This window comes from Terrimonas sp. (genome assembly GCF_003075435.1).
Lineage (GTDB): Bacteria > Bacteroidota > Bacteroidia > Chitinophagales > Chitinophagaceae > Agriterribacter.
The window spans coordinates 1-20323 of the sequence record NZ_QCZJ01000046.1 but is presented as its reverse complement, the minus strand read 5'-3'; the positions used below and the strand labels follow the sequence as shown (position 1 = coordinate 20323).

13 protein-coding genes are annotated in these 20323 nt (G+C 40.5%); 7 read left to right on the top strand and 6 right to left on the bottom strand.

What is annotated here, in order from left to right:
• Window positions 1-326: 326 nt before the first annotated feature.
• Window positions 327-2174 (bottom strand): 2-oxoacid:acceptor oxidoreductase subunit alpha, encoded by a 1848-nt coding sequence (locus tag DC498_RS25130; protein ID WP_116876883.1) that lies wholly within the window; start codon window positions 2172-2174, stop codon window positions 327-329.
• Between the two features lie 189 nt (window positions 2175-2363).
• Here DC498_RS25130 and DC498_RS25125 point away from each other — a divergent pair, with 189 nt between their 5' ends.
• The 5 genes from DC498_RS25125 (at window position 2364) to DC498_RS25105 (ending at window position 8575) form a co-directional block, all read left to right on the top strand.
• On the top strand, window positions 2364-3119 hold the full coding sequence (locus DC498_RS25125) for a Bax inhibitor-1/YccA family protein (RefSeq protein ID WP_116876882.1): 756 nt from the start codon (window positions 2364-2366) through the stop codon (window positions 3117-3119).
• Window positions 3120-3303: 184 nt separating this feature from the next.
• Window positions 3304-7116: a hypothetical protein gene (locus DC498_RS25120; protein ID WP_116876881.1), complete on the top strand. Its 3813-nt coding sequence runs from the start codon at window positions 3304-3306 to the stop codon at window positions 7114-7116.
• Between the two features lie 256 nt (window positions 7117-7372).
• Window positions 7373-7675, top strand: coding sequence for a DUF6922 domain-containing protein (locus DC498_RS25115; protein WP_116876880.1), 303 nt, complete (start codon window positions 7373-7375; stop codon window positions 7673-7675).
• Window positions 7676-7683: 8 nt separating this feature from the next.
• Window positions 7684-8256: a nucleotidyl transferase AbiEii/AbiGii toxin family protein gene (locus DC498_RS25110; protein ID WP_165813960.1), complete on the top strand. Its 573-nt coding sequence runs from the start codon at window positions 7684-7686 to the stop codon at window positions 8254-8256.
• Between the two features lie 37 nt (window positions 8257-8293).
• Window positions 8294-8575: a hypothetical protein gene (locus DC498_RS25105; RefSeq protein ID WP_116876878.1), complete on the top strand. Its 282-nt coding sequence runs from the start codon at window positions 8294-8296 to the stop codon at window positions 8573-8575.
• 335 nt (window positions 8576-8910) lie between these two features.
• Here the strand turns inward: DC498_RS25105 and DC498_RS25100 are convergent, their stop codons facing one another.
• From DC498_RS25100 to ligA, 4 genes are all read right to left on the bottom strand, one after another.
• Window positions 8911-10383, bottom strand: a complete 1473-nt coding sequence (locus DC498_RS25100) for a DUF1501 domain-containing protein (protein ID WP_116876877.1) — start codon at window positions 10381-10383, stop codon at window positions 8911-8913.
• Between the two features lie 195 nt (window positions 10384-10578).
• Window positions 10579-13782, bottom strand: coding sequence for a DUF1553 domain-containing protein (locus tag DC498_RS25095; RefSeq protein ID WP_116876876.1), 3204 nt, complete (start codon window positions 13780-13782; stop codon window positions 10579-10581).
• Window positions 13783-14005: 223 nt separating this feature from the next.
• Window positions 14006-14632, bottom strand: a complete 627-nt coding sequence (locus DC498_RS25090; protein WP_116876875.1) for a 3-keto-disaccharide hydrolase — start codon at window positions 14630-14632, stop codon at window positions 14006-14008.
• A 107-nt stretch (window positions 14633-14739) separates the two neighbouring features.
• On the bottom strand, window positions 14740-16839 hold the full coding sequence (gene ligA / locus DC498_RS25085; RefSeq protein ID WP_116876874.1) for an NAD-dependent DNA ligase LigA: 2100 nt from the start codon (window positions 16837-16839) through the stop codon (window positions 14740-14742).
• 328 nt (window positions 16840-17167) lie between these two features.
• Between ligA and DC498_RS25080 the strand changes: the two genes are divergently transcribed.
• Together DC498_RS25080 and DC498_RS25075 are read left to right on the top strand one after the other, a co-directional pair.
• Window positions 17168-17662: a gliding motility-associated C-terminal domain-containing protein gene (locus DC498_RS25080; protein ID WP_116876873.1), complete on the top strand. Its 495-nt coding sequence runs from the start codon at window positions 17168-17170 to the stop codon at window positions 17660-17662.
• A 71-nt stretch (window positions 17663-17733) separates the two neighbouring features.
• Window positions 17734-19365: an amidohydrolase gene (locus DC498_RS25075; RefSeq protein ID WP_116876872.1), complete on the top strand. Its 1632-nt coding sequence runs from the start codon at window positions 17734-17736 to the stop codon at window positions 19363-19365.
• 13 nt (window positions 19366-19378) lie between these two features.
• Here DC498_RS25075 and DC498_RS25070 read toward each other — a convergent pair whose 3' ends face one another.
• Window positions 19379-20095 carry a hypothetical protein gene (locus DC498_RS25070; RefSeq protein ID WP_116876871.1) on the bottom strand — a complete coding sequence of 239 codons (717 nt, stop codon included), beginning with the start codon at window positions 20093-20095 and terminating at the stop codon, window positions 19379-19381.
• Between the last annotated feature and the right edge of the window lie 228 nt (window positions 20096-20323).

Sequence of the window (20323 nt, the reverse complement as noted above, 5' to 3'; positions counted from 1 at the left end):
AATTGACTGCCGGAAAGGTTTTGTGGTATCTTTTTCCATAACATGCAATATGCTCATCAACTCTTATACCTTTTCTATTTTTAATTATTAACATATGTGCATATCGTTTAATACAAGAGGCCTAATGAAGGAACTGTCTGTATAAACCGGCGCAATTGCTTCGGCTGGTTTAAATCTTGAAATATACCACCCGGCAGAAATCAAAGTGATTAAAAATAAAAACCCGGTAATAGAAAACACGGTCTTTCTCATGCCGCTGAGATGCAGTGCAAAAAAAACTCCACAACCGGAAATGAGGATAAACCGTTAAAAAAAGTACAATTGATTTAAGCCAGCATCTTTTTAAGTACTTCAAGCAGCTCACTCTTTGTAATGGGAATACCCATTATCTTATTATACCCTTTGGCGTCAACCAAATATTTATCACGTATGATTTTTATCAACTGCCCATTGTTTATTTCCGGTATAAGCACCTGGTCAAAGTTCCTGATAATGTCACCTAAATTTCTGGGGAAAGGCCTGATATAACGTAAATGCGCATGCGAAACTTCATGCCCCTGCGCCTGCAATTCAGCGACGGTACTTTTAATAACGCCATAAGTAGAACCCCAGCCAATCACCAGGATTTTACCTTTTTCCGGGCCACTGTCTAAGTGTTGTTCGGGAATATATTCTGCGATCTTTTCTACTTTCTCCTCCCTGATCTTCACCATCAACTGGTGATTTTCTGGGTCGTAGCTAACATTACCTGTAATATTCTGTTTTTCAATACCGCCAATTCTATGCTCCAGTCCGGGTGTGCCGGGCACAGCCCAGGGACGAACCAGCTTTTCATCTCTTAAATAGGGCTGAAATTTTTCTTCTCCGTGACCTAAATCTGTTTTAAAAGATACTTTCACCGCAGGCAGATCTTCGCTTTTGGGGAAGCGCCAGGGCTCCGCGCCATTGGCTATATAACCATCGCTTAAAAAAATTACAGGCGTCATATGTTCTACAGCAATCCGGCAGGCTTCATATACGCCATCAAAACAGTCGCTTGGCGTTGACGCTGCAATAACAGGCATCGGGCACTCACCATTTCTGCCATAATATGCCTGAAGCAAATCACTTTGCTCTGTTTTGGTAGGAAGCCCGGTTGAGGGGCCGCCTCTCTGTACATCTACAATAACCAAAGGAATTTCAAGCATAACGGCCAGCCCCATCGCTTCACCTTTTAATGCCATGCCCGGGCCTGAAGTGGTAGTAACGCCAAGGCTGCCGCCGTATGAAGCACCGATGGCTGATGTAATACCGGCAATTTCATCCTCTGCCTGGAAGGTGCGGATGCCAAATGCTTTATACCGGCTTAGTTCATGCAGAATATCTGAAGCAGGGGTAATAGGATATGTACCAAGAAACAGCGGCAACTCGCTTTTATCGGAAAAGGCAATTAAACCATAAGCCAAAGCCTGGTTACCCATTATAGAGCGGTATGTACCTGGCTGCATTCTTGCTTTGGCAACGGTATAAGTAACGCCTGTAATTTCAATGGTATCTCCAAAATTATAGCCGGCCTGTAATGCCCTGATATTGCTTTCGTATATCTCCGGTTTTTTTCCAAACTTTTCCTTTATGAATGCAATAGAGCTATCCATGTTTCTATTATACATCCAATACAAAAAGCCAAGCACGAACATGTTCTTTGCCCGGTCTTTTTCTTTGGTTCCCATGGTAATGTCCTTCAGCGCCTCTCTTGTCATTTTCGTTACATCAACCTTTATCAGCTCGTAAGCGGAAAGGCTGCCATCTTCTAAAGGATTTATGCCATCGGGGTAATTGGCTAAACGAAGGTTTTTTGCATCAAAACCATCGGTATTGGCAATGATCTTTCCTCCTTTTTTCAGGGATTTGAGGTTTACTTTTAATGCGGCCGCGTTCATAGCAACCAACACATCGCATTCGTCTCCGGGAGTATATACCATATCGCTCGAAAATCGCAACTGGAATCCACTTACGCCAGGCAGGGTTCCCTGCGGAGCCCTTATCTCAGCCGGAAAATCGGGAAAAGTAGCTAAGTCATTGCCCAGCAATGCTGTATTGTTGGTAAACTGGCTACCGGTAAGTTGCATACCGTCTCCGCTATCGCCGGCAAATTTTATCACTACTTCCTGTAAAACCTCTGTTGTTGTAGCCATATTTATAAAATATTTGAATAAGCGCTGCAAAGTTAGGTTAACAAAGGCTTTGGCAGGCATAAAATTATGTCACTCTTTTGTTTTAAAAATGTACAAACGTTTAAATACCATACCTCAAAATTTAACAACAAGCCGAAAATAAAGCGGTATAAAAAATAGTTATCTTCACACAAAACAAAAAACATCATCATGGAATTATTTAAATCCGGGAATCCAACGCTTACCGAGAAAATGTTTCAATCCTCGTTAACCGGAGAAAGGCAGGACGTAATGACAGTAAAAGGAACGCTCAACAAGTTTGGGTTTATGTTTTTAATGGTTATGGCTTCGGCGTTTTTCTCCTGGTATAGTTTTGCAAAAGGAGTGGACGTAACACCATATATGTGGACAGGCGCTATTGGCGGATTAATAGTTGCCCTGGTAATTGTATTTAAAAAAACCTGGGCTCCTTTTCTGGCTCCGGCATATGCGTTGCTGGAAGGATTATTTGTTGGCGCCATTTCAGCATATTATAATTATGCATTTGCAGAAAAAGCGCCTTTTATTATTGTGCAGGCCGTGGGACTGACTTTTGGCGTTGCGCTGGCAATGTTTGTTTTGTACAATATGCGCATTATTCGCGCTACTGAAACATTCAAATCAATTATTATAACTGCCACTGCAGGAATAGCGATATTTTACCTGATCACTATTGTGCTTCGCTTTTTCAGTATTGATATTCCATTCATTCACCAGGGCTCTACTTTCGGAATTATATTTTCACTGATAGTAGTGGGTATTGCAGCGCTGAATCTTATCCTCGACTTTGATATGATTGAAAAAGGTTCTGACGCCGGCGCACCAAAATATATGGAGTGGTATGGTGCTTTTGGTTTGCTGGTAACGATTGTTTGGTTGTACCTTGAAATTTTAAGACTGCTGGCAAAGTTGAATAGCAGGAAATAAAACAACGGTTTACTTTTTTATATATAACGCGGCATAATTGCCGCGTTTTTTTATTCCTTGCAACACAAAGAAACACAGCCGGAATTCAGGGTTTCAGTCTCATCTCTGTAACTTTATATGCCTGCCAATATTAATAAGGCCTAATCCTGTCCATGAACAACCATCTATTACTTTATATCAAGGTATGAATATATCACCCCGGCAAAAAAAATGGTTGAAAGGAGTAAGCATATTCTTTGGAATACTGCTTTTGATTGTTGTGGTGTTATACTACACCATTGCCTTTCGCTTAAAAGATGCCATCCGGGCTATTGTTTATAAGGAGTCAAACGGTTTATACGCTTTTGACGCATCAAAAATAGATGTATCTCTTGCCGGCAATAGCATTTTGCTCAGAAACGCGAGCCTTACCTGTAAAGACACCGTCAATACAACTCCTCACTATGATGTAAAAATCCCTGATATTTTCTTTTCCCTGCAATCCGTAAAAAACCTTGTTTTTGCCGGGAGGTTTTCTATAGACAGTGTATCCATTTCGTTACCGCAAATAAAAATACACGAGCACTCCGATCAAAAAATGAAGCAGGCTGCTTTTCATGCTTCTGCAATCCTTGATGTACTTCAAAAGCTCAAGTCTCAGCTGGAGATAAGATCATTCAGCATTCACAAAGCATCTTTTGATTTTGGCAGCAGGCATAACCGGGTTCCTTTCAAAAGTGATCGCATCAGCCTGTTTGTAAAAAATTTTTCTAAGAATAATGATCCTCAAAAAAGCTTTCTTTCTTCAGACGATATTGACCTTTCTATTTTAAACCAGCATTGGAAATTGCCGGACGGATTGCATGAAGTAACCTTTACCAACCTGCATTTTTCAGGCAAAAACCAGTTTTTTGAAATAGACACCTGTATACTGACCGGTATAAATAAACAAGGAAGCACCTATTTTGTAAGCGCCCAAAAGTTATTTTTTAACTCAAGCCAGCTAACAAATTTTTACAGCAGGGAAGAACTGATACTTGATACATTGCTTTTGCAAAAGCCGGACATATATATTGAAACTGTAGAGGCAGATAAGCATAAAGAAGATAGTGTAGAATCAATCGCCGGTTCATTCAGGCAAATGTTCAACCTTGTTAATTTTAAGTATATAGATATTGTTGACGGCAATATTGAAGTGGTGAAAAAAAATACCCGGCAGCAGGTTTTTACTTCGGAGGGAACAAACCTTAAAATATATAATTTTCTGCTTAACAAGGATAGCGCCAATATAAATATAGATCTTATTTCGCTTAAGCAAAAAAACCTGAACCTTGTTACAAAAGACAGTTTATATGAACTGAATATAGAAGAGTTTGCCATTGAAAAAAATGCTGTTTACCTGCGCAATGCATCTTATCGCCCAACGGAAAAAAACCATAATACAAAAATATTCACATTCAGATCGCCTTTACTGAAACTCAATAATGTAAATTTTGAAGACCTGCTTTCAAAAAGATTAAACGCCACTGACGCCGAATTATATGAGCCTCAGATTTTTTTTAAAGCTGAAAAGAAAAGACGAAGCAATGCAGGCGGAGGCAGTAAAAAACAAAGCCAGGATAAGTTTTATAATACGCTGAACGCGCTGAGCGAGCTGGTTTTTGTAAAAAACGTTCGCATCATAAACGGAAACCTGAAATATCAATCAACAGGAGCCTCGGAAGCAAGTATGCAAATGCAAAACATTAATGCCCTGGTTTTGCCCGAGCAGCTTTTTTCCAGCGATTCATTGATAGACGTAAAAGGGGCTTTGCCGGCAGTGGCAATAGGGAGCACCAGCTTTACTGCTCCTAAAGCATCTTTTAAAGTATTCGGGTTTACTTTCCAGGGAGATGTAAGGCATAACTACGCCACTAAGTTTGAATTAAATCTTGCTAACGGAACAAACCTCCGGGGTAAAGATCTTTCCTGGGTTATGTTCGACTGGGACAGGTATCAAAATTATAAGCAGATACAGGTAAATACAATGCATGTAAAGGAGCTGGCTGTACAAACTGTATATCGTCCAAAAGGAATAAAAGAACATGTTGCAAAAGACCTTCCGGTTATTCACCTCGACAGAATTGATATTGATAAAATCAGTTTTGATCAATCCGGCGCCAGCAGTGTAGCCATGCACGGTGAAAAAGTTTGTGCGGATAATATTAACTCGTTAAAGAACGCTTTTACCTGGAATAATGCGGAAGGGCTGTTTCACAATATAGAAATCAATCAACCGGAATTTTATGCAAAGGTGACGAGTGTTGATCTTAACACACAATCAAGATCAGGTATATCAAAAGCAGCAATACAAATTAAAAAGCCTGGTAGCCTTATACAGCTTGCTATTCCGGATATAACAGTAGATTTTCAGTTACACTCCAGCGATTTTACAAGCATTGATCTGCCATCATTATATATTCAGAGCCCGGATATAGAAATTAAGCAAACAAAAACAGCTCATGTAACCAGCCCTGCAGTTGTTGCTGCAAAAGAAAAGCAAACAGAAATTTCTATTGGTAAACTGCTGATTCAAAAAGGAACGGTGAATTACAGCAACGAAAGATCTTCTGATTCATTTTCTATAAGAACCGGTATTGATATAGCAGGGGAAAATATTTTACATGGCAATTCCGGAACAGCTATGTTATCCTGGAGATCACTTGGCGTACAGCTTAGCGCATTGCAGGTAAAAAAGAAGGATACAGAAATATCGCTTGCGGATATGGATGCCGAATTGAAGTCAGGAAAAATTCATATGCAGGATAAGCTGTTAAATTTAAACTCCCTGCTTGCTCTTAAGTGGAATGACGCCAGGATAAGTTTAACCAAAACCGACAGTTCCGGCATGAGTATCAATAAACTTTCCGGGCATATTCAAAATCATGCTTTCTCTTTTCATCAAAAAGAAAAATTTGACTGGAAAAAGTACATTTCTCTTTTATCACTCAACGGAGGAGATCTTTATTATAAAACCAAAGCATCATCTATTGCAGCAAACGGCATTGTATACAACGGGCCGGCAAAAAAGGTAACGGTAAATACATTTAAATTCACGCCTGGTGCAGATGCGGAAACCTGGTTCAAACAAAAAGGATGGCAGGCCAGCTATACTTTTTTGGAAACAGGAAAAATAAATATCAACGGTTTTAGCCTGAAAGATGATAGTATTTTTAAGGCCTCAAAACTAATTGCAGAAGGAACAAAGCTTACTACAATGAAAGACAAGCGATATCCTTTTAAGCACGGAACAGAAAGACCAATGCTTGCAAGAATGATCAATGATCTGAAATTTCCGGTTGATATTGATAGTGTATTAATGAATAACGGAACAGTATATGTTCGTGAAATAACACAGGAAACACACAGGGAAGCCGTTATTCCGCTTGAAGCAATAAATGCGGTTGCCACACATGTACGCAACAGGAATAACAGCAATGATAGTCTTATGCTTTTTGCTTCTTTAAAATTGTATAATACCACTGCGCATTATTTTCATTACAGCGAGGCTTATGGTGACAGCCTTTCTTCCTTTGCTTTGCAGGTAAGATTATCTCCTGTGATATTACCGGAGCTCAGCCCTATTACGATGCCTTATGCCAACGTAAATGTTGTGGATGGCAAAGCAGACACTTTATATGCTGACTGGATTGGAAATAAATATGCCGCAGCAGGAAAAATGCATTTCATTTACGATGGACTGAAAATTAAACTGATGAGCAGGAAAGACAGCAGCCGCTCAACTTTTTTTGGAAGGATAGTAAGCTTTTTAGCCAATGATATTGCGATACACAAAAAGAATGATAAACCTGTTGTTATATTTTTTGTACGTGACCGGGAAAAATCTGTCTTCAATTATTGGGTGAAAACAAAACTGAATGGTGTGCTGGCAAGTGCCGCTATACTACAACGGAAAAAACATTTGAAAGAATACCGGAAATCGAAAGAGAAATATTATTTACCGGAGATGGGAGAATAGAAACGTATATTGGCTTGTGGAAAGAGAAACAGGTACCACGGCGATGATAGCACACGGAATACGCGGATGGTACTGAGTAACACGGATACATTCCGTGAATATCCGTTTTATCCGTGTTCCATTTGCTGTAATGGGAATGCTTTACAAGCTTTTTTACCTGTTGACCTTCCCTTGCGCCGTTGTCGTGTCATGCAGCAGCGGCAAAAAATATAAGCGTTGTCATGGTAAGGAATAAAGCCTTTTGTAACTTTATACCATGTCTTCAAAGCAAAAATCTGTTTTTCAGCGCCGTATCTTTTGGGATGTGGATTTTGACAAACTGGACTATGATCGCAGGGCCAACTTTATTATAGAGCGGGTATTTGAGCGGGGTGATGTGGAAGATATCCGCAATTGCCGTCGCTACTATGGAGATGAAAAAGTGTCCGATGCTTTGCTCAATGCAAAATTTTTACCACTTCATACTACTTATCTCGCAGCCGCTGTTATTGACCGGCCATTAACTGATTTCAGATGCTACAAACCCAGACAGTCGAACCCGGGACACTGGACATATTAAGAAGACTAATGAAAGTAGATGAGCTTTCAACATTTCAATTAGTTGGCGGTACTGCACGGTCACTTCAATATGGTCATCGCATTTCGGCTGACCTCGACCTTTTTTCAATGAAAGAATTTGAAACTCAATTTATAGCAACTGTATTAGAAAAGCATTTCCAGAACTTCACATATCTAAACGTTACAAATCCAATAGGACTGTTTGGATATATTGATGATGTGAAAATCGATTTTGTAAAATATTACCGCTGCCCAACTATACAAGAACCTAAAGAAATACAAGGCATTCGATTTATGAGTACCCCCGATATCATTGCCATGAAAATAAATGCCGTCTTAAAACGCGGTATAAAAAAGGATTTGTGGGATATAGCCGAGTTATTACAACATTATTCCATTAAAGATTTTATAACATTTTATCAGCAAAAGTTTCGCTCACAACAGTTACTTATTTCAATACCTCAGGCATTGACTTACTTTGACGATGCCGAAGAAACCGAAGATCCTGTCAGCCTCAAAGGACAAATCTGGGAGTCTGTAAAAAACGTTATCCGGCAAAAAGTAAGGGATTATTTACGTTAAGAGAAAGAAAGAGAGCCGCGTTATAAAGACCTAATATATGACCAACATTATTGATAAATATAAAATACTTCTCCATGCAGTTCCCTGGCTTATCGAAAATTCGGGATATAAGAATGAGGATATATCCCGGAAATTAGACATGACGCCTACTCATTTTTTAGCAAAAAATCTAAAGGCAAACAGGAGTATTGATGAAGTAGAAAAAATATTAAAAGCTATTTCAAATGAAGATTTTTTAGACAACAAGGTTTTTGAAAAATGCTTTCCCGGGAGACTTATAGATTCAAAACAGTTTGAAAAAGGAATGGGATGGAAATAATACTGGAAGAAGGGTTTATTAAAGAACTTTTATTTTGCCCGAAAAATCAACGGTCTTTTGAATATTTTATAACTCCTGCCTGCCGTAAAGATGCATCGAAGATAATTAGTAGAGCAGAAGCCTGAAGGGCTTTGCTGTGCTAAGCGTCTTCGCTTAGCACTGTTGTCTTGTCGCCGGAGGCGACTATTGCAAACTAAGCGCTGAAATTTAATTGTACGGTTTTCTGTGTAGTCGCCGGAGGCGACAAGATAGCTGTGCACGGCGAGGACGCCATGCACAGCACCACTTCGCTTAACACCACAAACAACCCCACACCTGTATCGATTGCCGGAAAATCACGCGATAATATCTTTTACCACATTCCCTGAAACATCCGTAAGCCTGTAACGGCGACCCTGGTTTTTGTAGATAAATTTTTCATGGTCAATACCCAGCAGGTATAAGAGCGTAGCCTGAAAATCGTGCACATGCACTTTATCGCGAACAACATTATGTGCAAAGTCATCCGTTTCTCCGTATTGCATGCCGGCTTTTATACCTCCACCTGCCATCCATATACTGTAAGCATTGGGTAAATGATCGCGGCCAAAATCCTCCCGGGTTAATCTTCCCTGGCTAAAGCTTGTCCTTCCAAATTCTCCGCCCCAGATAACCAATGTATCGTCAAGTAAGCCTCGTTGTTTTAAATCTTTAACCAAAGCCGCCGATGGTTGATCTGTTTGCCGTGTTGCCCGTGTAATGCCGCTGGTAAGCCTGCCATGATGATCCCAGCCCAGGTGATACAACTGAACAAAACGAACATCTTTTTCTGCCAGCTTTCGCGCCAGCAGGCAATTATAAGCATAGCTGCCGGGAACCTTTACATCAGGCCCATACATATCCAGTATATGCTGCGGCTCATTGGAAATATCGGTTATTTCCGGAACGGCCATCTGCATACGGTATGCCATTTCGTATTGGTTAAGACGGCTGTCAATTTCCGGGTCATGCCATTTATCTTTTTGCAACAGGTTAAATGCTTTAATAAAATGTAATGCACGGCGGCGATCTATCCTGTCAACGCCATCAGGAGAAGAAAGATATAGTACCGGATCTTTACCCGACATAAACTGAACGCCCTGGTAATGTGATGGTAAAAAACCATTGCTCCATGCAAGATTGCTGATAGGCTGGTCGCCTCCTCCTTTGGAGAGTAATACAACAAATGAAGGAAGGTTTTGATTAAGACTGCCTAATCCATAGCTGATCCAGGAACCAATACTCGGTCGGCCGCTTAACTGGTTGCCGGTTTGAGTAAAGATAACTGCAGGCTCATGGTTGATCTGTTCGGTGAACATACTTTTAACCACGCAAATGTCATCTGCAATTCCCGCCGTATGAGGAATAAGGTCGCTGAAATATGCCGCGTCAGATCCATATTGTTTAAACTGCGTCATGGGTGCTGCAAGCGGAAAGCTGTTTTGATTAGAAACCATGCCGGAAACCCTTCCTCCGCCAATAACACTTGGAGGTATTTCCTGCCCGTGCATTTGGTAGAGCCTGGGCTTGTAATCAAATAATTCCATTTGCGAAGGACCGCCACTTTGAAAAAGATAAATTATCCTTTTTGCCCTGGGAGCAAAATGGGGGGCTTCAAGAGGGCTATTTTCCTGCTCATGATCAATAGTGTTGTTTGCGCCGGCAACTGTTTTATTGCTGTTATTACAACCCAGCAAACTGCCAAGTGCAATGCTTCCCAATCCTAATGCGGAACCTCTTAAAAAATCGCGCCTCGCAAGGTTGTTTACTATTTTTTGAACATCATCCATATTAATGAATTAAACAGACTTTACTATTGATGCAGCTAATGCACAATTGAACATCATCTTCTATCCTGTATTCTTTACAATCATTAAGGAATTAAGGATGCCGGATAATTGGTCTTAATGTTTCTTAACTCCTTAATGGTTGTAGTCCCCAATCCATGCTCCGTGCGCCACGCCGGAATCCATGCTCCAGGGGTTTTATTTTCTTGTAATAAACTCATCAGTATTCAATAAAGCCATTATTACATTAGTATATGCCGCTGCTTCAATCAAGCGTTCTGTCGAATCCGGCTGATCCATCTTTGCACTGCCAACGGCCAATATATTTTTTGCCTTGCCGGGTTGCTTTTTAAAAGCATCTTTTTCAGATTGATACATTTCGTTCAGCAACTTTACTTCGGGTATCTCCGGCTTACGCCCTGTTACTAACCTGAATCCTAACGCCAGCATATCACCCGGAGTTTCTCCTCCCTCATGTATTATCCGGGCGGCAACAAATTTTGATGCCTCAATAAAAGTAGGATCATTCATTAATGCCAGCGCCTGCAAAGGGGAACTTGAAACCGGTCTTTTTACGGTACAGAAATTCCTGTCAGGGGCATCAAAAATCAACATATAAGGCGGAGGGCTCGACCGCTTAACAATAGTGTAGATACTACGCCGGAACAGATCTTCTCCTACTGACTGCCTGTATATGTAGCGCCAGGATTTATCACTAAGCGCCTCCCATAGTCCCGGGGGCTGGTAGGGATATACGCTGGGTCCACCTATTTTGGCAGACAACAATCCGCTTATGGCAAGCGCATTATCGCGGATCATTTCTGCGGGCATACGGTATCGTGAGCTCCGCGCAAGCAACATATTCTCCGGATCTTTTTCCTGCAGCTCAGGTTTAATTACGGATTGCTGCCGGTAGGTAGCGCTCATTAAAATTGTTTTCTGCAATTGCTTTATGTTCCAGCCATTTTCCCTGAAGTCAACCGCCAGCCAATCCAGTAATTCAGGGTGCGAAGGCATTTCTCCCTGGTTTCCAAAATCGTCAGAAGTTTTAACCAGCCCTCTTCCAAAGTACATTTCCCAAATGTGATTAACAGCAACCCTTGCAGTAAGCGGATGCTCAGGAAGGAACAACCATTTTGCCAGGCCCAGCCTGTTTTTGGGAAAATTACCGGGAAAAGAAAGCACTGCAGCCGGTGTTTCCGGTTTCACTTCTTCTCCATAATTATCATATACGCCGCGCAGTAAAATATGTGTTGCAAGGGGTTTCGGCAAATCATCCATAACCATGGCTTCTCTGGCAGAATCATATACAGCCGCCAGTTGCATTCTTGCACTCATCAGGCTGTCTGGCTTTTGTTGTAATGCTTTGCTGTGATCGCGATGCAATGTAACCGCCGCGTTTTTATACAACCATTCCGCCTCGGTCTCATCAATGGTATTGTTAAATAAGCAAAACTCATCAAGCGCAGCTTCTTTCATTGTTTTTTCTAATACCCTGGCGCCAAATGTTAGTCCTGTAAGAGCAGATGTTTTATGTATACCCGGGAAAGAGCGGATATTTTTTTTCAGGTTATCATATTCCACCGTTACAGCTGAGGGCCTGCCATTAATAAATATGCGCATACCTGCGGCGCGGCTGCTTCCATCATAGCTTGCGGCAACGTGATACCATTCTCCCGGCTCAATTTCTTCATTGGTGATAATACTGATAGCATCATGCGGATATGCATGCATTATGCGAAAGCCCACCTTATTATCAAACAGCATTACATCATATCCCTGGAATCCGTAACGCCTCGAATCGCTGTGATGCAAAACGGCCGACTCCTTAAAGTTTTCAGGTGCTTTTAACCAAATGCTTATGGCAAAAGGTTCATATCGTTCAAAATATCCTAATCCATAGGGACGAAAGTTTACGGAGGTTTCTTCATCCAGAAGAAGTGCATTACCCAAAATTCCTTTAGCTGATTTTATCCTGTTTGCAAATGCCGGCTGCATGGGCTGGATAGCATTGCTGAATGCCTCAACGGGTTTTCCTTTTGCATTCTTCTGAATTTCCGTTTTGTCAAAAGAAAGATGCGCAATTATTTTTTGTGAAAGACTCTTCTGCGGGTTGATGGATTTTTCCAGATGTTGTTTTTGTTCCAGGTAACGAATTACTGCATTCAGGCTATCGATCTTTTTATCATCATCATCGCTGGTAAGCAAAAGTGTTGGCCCGGGCACCATATTGCTATAGTTGCCGTAATTGGAGCTGCCCAGTTCAAAAGTGCTGTTGAAGAAAGCATACAGAGAGTAATAGTCTTTCTGACTTACAGGATCATATTTATGATCGTGGCATTTGGCGCAACCAAGCGTTAGCCCGAGAATACCGGTGCCCAGCGTATTGGTTCTGTCTACATTATACTCAACCCTAAACTCTTCAGAAATAATGCCGGCTTCGGTATTTTGTTTTTGATTCCTGTTAAAGCCGGTGGCCAGTATTTGTTCTTTTGTGGCATTGGGCAAAAGATCTCCGGCCAATTGCCAGGTAATAAATTTATCGTACGGCAGGTTTTTATTGTATGCTTCAATTATCCAATCACGCCAGGGAGAAGCGTCGCGGTGTTTATCATCAAGATAACCGTGGCTATCGGCAAATCTTGCAACGTCTAACCAATAAGCGGCCATACGTTCTCCATAACGCGGAGATTTGAAATAATTATCTATCATCCGCTCATAAGCATCAGCAGTATTATCATTTACAAAAGCATCTATTTCCGCAATTGTTGGTGGCAATCCTGTAATATCAAAGCTTACCCTGCGTATGAGTGTTTCTTTGTCTGCCTCCGCCGAAGGATGCAATCCTTCCTTTTCCAGCCTGTGTAAAACAAAACGGTCTATTTCATTTTTTATCCATTTAACATCATGTATATCCGGGGGCGCATTTTTTTCAGGAGCAATAAAAGCCCAGTGCGGTTTATATTCAGCTCCCTGTTCAATCCATTTAAGAATGATTGCTTTTTCATTTGCCGTTAGCGTTAAATGCGAGGCAGGTGTTGGCATAACATATTCTGCAGCATCACTTAAAATGCGTGCCGCTACTTCGCTTTTGCCAATATTACCTGGACTGATGGCTTTTTTGCCGCTGCCGGTAGTTTTATTATATGCAACATTGAAAACATCGAGCCTTAAATCGGCTTTTTGTTTTTTACTATCAGGCCCGTGGCAACTGAAGCATTTATCAGAAAGGATTTTTTTTACGTGGATATTATAATCCAGCTTATCAGGAAGATTTGACATTGCCTGTGCTACATCAGGAGGAATGTCTGTATTTCCTGTAAACCCATACCTGCAGGTAAATAGTATCGCCAGCAACAGGAAGAAACACAGCAATATCCATTTTTTTCGCCAGGCAATCATCTTTAAAACCGGTTATATAAAATTGATATATAGTTACAGCAATATATGGATGCTTTATTCAGTACTCCGTACTATGAATATCCACATCAGAATGCAGAAATGTTATACGTTTTACCGGCAGGCAATCCAATGATTCATTTTAAAGGTAGTAATTTTTATAATCCGGATGAGGGTCCTGGAAATGGTATCGATATCCTGCTGTTTGGCTTTTATTTGGGTTTTGCTATGGTAAAGGTTTCACCATTATATTTTTATAGTATATCGTGCTTTTGGGGTCATGTGCCTGTAATGCAAAAGTGCCACTGCTGAGCCTGCGTAAGGAGTTTTTTCTTTCTGCATCTAAATTCTCCGGTTCCGTATATTCAACTACCGTTTTATCATTTATTTTGATGGTAATTTTTCTGCCTTCCACTTTTATATACTCGGTATACCATTCATTATCCTGCGCATACTTATCTTTTACATCCTTAATACCATACAGGCTTCCGGTTCTGCGCCAGTCTGTATGCGAATTGTTTACCTGTACCTCGTACCCTTTTTCAGGCCAGCCACCCTGCTGATATTGGGTATGAAAATATATACCGGAATTGGAACCGGGTAATGTCATTACCTCTGCTTTAAATTCAAAATTTTTGAAATTATGTTGCTGCACATCGCCATCATAAAAAAGATGCGCTGTTTCTCCGTTTACTTTTATCGTACCATTTTCTATGGTAAAGCTCGACGCGTTATTACCAACCTTCCAGTTTGTAAAGGTTTTTCCATCAAATAATGATATCCATCCGTCTTTTTTATTGTTGAAAGATAGCAGTGATAAACAGATTGCGAGAAAAACAATAGTCTTTTTCATAAAACATTTTTGAATAATGAAGCTACAATATTTTATAATATGCGCTTATCCTATTGTATACATGGTCATCAGTGATGTTGCTAACCAATTTCAAACCTTCAAATTGTCTATCCCTCAATCATTTTCAAAAATTCATTTTCACTGATCACTTTAATGGTAGCAATTTTTTTTGCTTTCTCTAATTTTGAACCTGCATCTTCACCAACTACAAGATAATTGAGTTTACTGCTTACCCCGCTTACAATCTTCCCACCATTTTGCTCAACCATTTCTTCCGCTTCTGAGCGCTTGAGCTTATGCAATGTGCCGGTGAATAAAAATGCTTGTCCACTGAGATTGCCTACGGTATGAAGCTCTTTCTTTTCATTCTTTAACTGCAGGCCAATGGTTTCAAGCTGATGCAGTAATTGTATATTCTGTTCGTTGTGAAAAAACTGGTAAACGCTGCCTGCAACTTTAGGGCCTATATCTTCCAGTTCCTGCAATTGTTCAAGCGAATAATCTTTAAAATCATATAAATTATTCACAGCATTGGCCAACACTTTAGCCGTGGTTTCACCAATATACCTGATGCCTAGTGCGTAAATTAGTCTATGTAAAGGCTGGGTTTTAGATTTTTCTATTGCAGCAATGAGGTTCGTTACACTTTTCTCGCCAAAACCTTCCAGCTTCTTTATCTCATCAAAAGGAAGATGATATATGCCGGGAATATCTTTAAGCAAATCCTGGGTATAAAACTTACGAACAATAGCATCGCCCAACCCGCGAATATCCATTGCGTCTTTGCTGTTAAAATGAATAATACGCTCAACGATCTGCGCCGAACAGGCATTGCTGTTGTTACAGCGCCATACTGCTTCATCCGCAGGCTTTTCTAACGGGTATCCGCAAACAGGGCAATGCGTTGGAAACACTATAGTTGTTTCACCGCCTGTTCTCAATTCGGGAAATGATTTTACGATCTGCGGTATCACATCTCCGGATCGTTCAATCAATATAGTGTCCCCGACCTGCAGATCTTTTTCTTTAATATAATCTTCGTTATGCACAGATATACTGCCTACCGTTACTCCGCCAACATTTACCGGTTCAATTTTAGCAACCGGTGTTATTGCGCCGGTCCTTCCCACCTGGAATTCAACAGCCCGTAATTTGCTCGTGGCCTGCCTTGCCTTAAACTTATATGCAATTGCCCAGCGGGGATGATGTGTTGTCATACCCATTGCTTCCTGTGCTTCCAAATGGTTGGCTTTTATTACCATCCCGTCTATTTCATAAGGCAGATCATCACGTTGTTTTTCAAAAGCTGTACACCAGGCGATAACTGCATCAATTCCTTTCAATACCTCTTTTTCTTTTTCCGGGCTGCGAAAGCCCAGATTCCACAACATTTCCAGCGCTCCGCTATGTGTTTGTAAAATTTCAGGAGCCGTTTTTCCGGGCAGGAGTGTTACATCGCTTACATGGTATAAAAATGCTTCCAGGTTTCTGCGGCTAACTTCTTTCGGATCTTTAATACGGAGCGAACCGGCGGCGGCATTCCTGGGGTTTGCTAATCTTGGTAACCCTTCTTCTTCGAGTGCATCATTGTATGCTTTAAAATGATTTTTATTCATCAGCACTTCACCCCTGATCTCTATCTGCTGTATGCCATAATCAGAAAATCTTGCATATAATGGCACAGATCTTATCTGCCGTATGTTGGTGGTAATATCATCTCCCACCACACCATCCCCGCGTGTCGCGCCTCTTGATAAAGCATCATTCTCATAAATCAGCGAAATACTTGCACCGTCAAATTTTGGTTCAACGCAATATTCTATTTCTTTTAAGCCACTGAGCTCTCTTGCCCTGCGGTCAAAATCAACAAGGTCTTCAGCGTTGTAAGAATTATCAAGCGATAGCATGGGAACAAGGTGCTGCACTTTTGGAAAATCTTTGATCAGCCCCTTAGCCACCCGCTGCGTGGGAGAATCAGGCGTTATGATAGAAGGATCGGCTGCTTCAGCATGTTCCAGCTTTTTGTATAGCTTGTCGTATTCGCCATCAGAGAGTATAGGATCATTCATTACATAATAGCGGTATTCATGAAAACGCAAAACATTACGCAATGTCTCAATATCCTTATTCGCCAGGGGTTTGTCAATATGCGATAGCAGGCTGATGCTTTCTTTCTGTAAATGCTGTGTTTGTTCCTTATTATACATGGTGCAACTTTGCGGTTGTAAATGTATAATAAACCGGGCAACCGTAAATAATTAAAGGGTATAATTCAATATCTGCTGACGCGGACAGTATAACTCACTACACCTGACTAAATTTGATAATCTTGCAGGGATTAATAAAATAATATTTGCTATTTCAACCGGGACAGAGTGATAGGGTTAAAACCTTGTTTAAAATACTGGTAATGCTGCTTTTTGTTATAGCAATATTGAAAGCGGGTTTTAATGTCGCAATAGTCCTTGTATAGCAAAACATTCTATATTTTTGGAAGACATGATAACCTTATAAACAACAAACTTAATTTTATATATGCGCAGCTTAATAATAGTGACAATACTACTATGTGGTTTTTTTATTTTAAATTGTAAAAAGCATAACGATGAAGTTGCCATACATTGCAATAATTTAGTTAATGATATTTTACCCGAAGATGACAAGGCATTAATTGAAGTCGCCTCTGCGTTTACGCCTAACAGAGATGGATTGAATGATAGCTTTCGTCCGTATGTCTTTAATATAAAATCTGCCTCAATAAAAGTTTACGATGTAAAATCCAATTTACTTTTTCAAACTGATCAACTAAATAGAGAATGGTATCCAGATAAGGGAATAGATAAGTATGAAAAGTTTTATTATCGTATAGAAGGAATTACTTTAAAGAACAATAAAATTGGGAAATGCGGAGAGGTTTATGCTCTTTTGTGCTATCCGCCGGGTATGGAAAAAAATTTTTCATTTGAAGATATGCTTCAATCTACAGGGTTTACGGGAACTACAAGGGAAAATTTAACAACGTGCTACTAAGCATACGCTCAAAAGGTACTATATGTATATTCCAATCTGTTTTAAAATTCGTGATATAGAAATCAATTCTTATGGAAAAGCTTAAATGGTTATTTTTTTTACTCTTGTTTTTATCCTGCAAAAACAAAACAACAGTTGACCTGATCGTTCATAACGCTAAAGTTTATACTGTTGATAGTTTGTTTACCATAACAGAAGCTGTCGCGGTGAAAGATGGTAGAATAACCGCAACCGGAGCAAGCAAGGATATTTTAGAAGAATATATAAGCGACAGAATAGTTGATGCTAAACATCAGGCTGTATATCCCGGCTTTATTGACGGGCATGCGCATTTTTACGGCTACGCATTATCGTTGCAGGAAGTTGACCTTGTAGGTACAAAAAGCTGGAATGAATGCATTGAAAGGATCAAAACTTTTGTTGCAAATAATAATATCCCAGCAGGTAAATGGATCATCGGTAATGGCTGGGATCAGAATGACTGGGAAATAAAATCATTCCCTGATAAATCATTGCTGGATAAAAATTTTCCTGATAACGCGGTATTGTTATCCCGTATTGATGGTCATGCGGCAATCGCTAATCAGCGGGCATTGGATAAAGCATCTGTAAAAGCCGGAGAAGTTATTACCGGAGGCGTTTTTGAAACAAAAGACAAAAAGCTCACCGGGATCCTTATTGACAATGCTATATCAAAAGTAAGTAGCGTGGCCCCGCTGCCGGATGAGGCTACACTCGAAAACGTATTTCTTAATGCACAAAACAATTGCTTTGCTGCAGGGCTTACCGGCATAACAGATTGCGGGCTGACGAAGCAACAGGTTGACCAGTTAGATCGTCTGCAAAAAGCAGGCAAGCTAAAAATGAAGCTTACGGTTTTACTATCTGATACAAAAGAAAATTATGAGCACTATTTGAAGGCTGGCATATATAAAACAGACCGCATGCATATTGCAGGATTTAAATTATATGCTGACGGCGCTCTTGGTTCCAGAGGAGCTTGTTTATTAAAACCATACAATGATAAGCCGGGATGGAATGGTTTTTTGCTGGACAGTATATCTCACTACGCACGGGTGTTGCAGAAAATCATTCAATCACCTTTTCAGGCATGCACACACGCTATTGGCGACTCCGGCAACAGGATGATACTTGATCAGTATGCGACAGTCTTGAAGGGCAATAACGACAGGCGCTGGCGGATAGAGCATGCGCAGGTGGTTGATACCTCTGATCTGCATTTCTTTAAACGCTATAATATCATTCCTTCAGTGCAGCCAACACACGCTACCTCTGATATGTATTGGGCGGAAGACAGGCTGGGTAAGGAAAGAATTACGACAGCCTATGCGTACAAAGATCTGCTGCAACAAAATGGCTGGACAATATTGGGTACAGATTTTCCTGTGGAAGATATAAGCCCGTTTAAAACTTTTTACGCGGCGGTGATTCGTAAAGATGCAAGCGGGTACCCGGCAACAGGTTTTGAGATATCTAATGCTTTAACAAGAGAAGAAACTTTACGTGGTATGACTATTTGGGCGGCGAAAGGCAGCTTTGAAGAAAAAGAAAAAGGAAGTATTGAAAAAGGCAGGCAGGCTGATTTTATTATTACGGATACAGACATTATGCATTGTGAACCGGTGGATATTTTGAAAACGAAAGTTGTGGCAACGTATATAAATGGGGAGAAAGTGTATTAGTTGGTTTAATAACCTATAAGGTTTCTATAACAATGCGCGTATTGCCGAGGTAGGTAAACCGCACGTGCAAACGATCTCCTTCTTTGAGATCACTGCCCTGCCCTTTTGTAAGCGGAAGTTTTGACTGTAAGCTGCCGCCATACATATCCACGTATATAGCATAAGGAGATATTCTTGTTACTACTGCCTCAACCGGCGTATTATTTTTAAAAGCCTGTATGGCTTTTCTGAATGCAGGAATATAATCATGGGAAAACAGCTCCGCGCTGATACGCCCGGGCTTGTCTGTGTGCAGCAACCGGAACTCTACTGCCTCGTTTAAATGTTCTTCAGATGGAAGGTTTTCCCATTTTGATAGTTCAAGCGGGAAAAAAATATAACTTCCTCTTTCTTTTATAAACCAGGCATCATCAACTTTTTTCAGGTAACCAATAAAACGATTATCGGCAGCAGCTTTATCGAGTAAATGTTGTAGCTCGTTATTGTATAAAAACTTAAGATTATAAGCAATCATGCCGGCGCCACGGTTAACGCCCTTAACCCGGAAGCTCACTTCATCTCCTACCCGGTAAATATGCTTTACTTTTTCATGCGTTTCATCCCCGGTTTCTTTCTCACTCATGCGGCAGGTAATGGTTTTCTTACGATCGTTGTGCATGTAAGCAACCGACACATAGTTTTTCTCGTGGTTGATGGACGTTACTTTACCGGTAAATATATCTTTACGCATGACTGAATTTCAGCGAAGGTGAAGAAAAAGTTGGAGAAAGTGGCAGGTACATTTTTATAGTCCCCATTCACTATACGTAGCACATTCGCCTTGAATAACTATATTAGACCTCTTGTATTAATTGAAAAAGGCATATAATTCATAATTGTAAATGCCAGCGATTAAATTTACTCTTAATCCAAAACGTTTTCTTCTGTTACGGTATCGTTCGCCCAGTATTTTGAATAC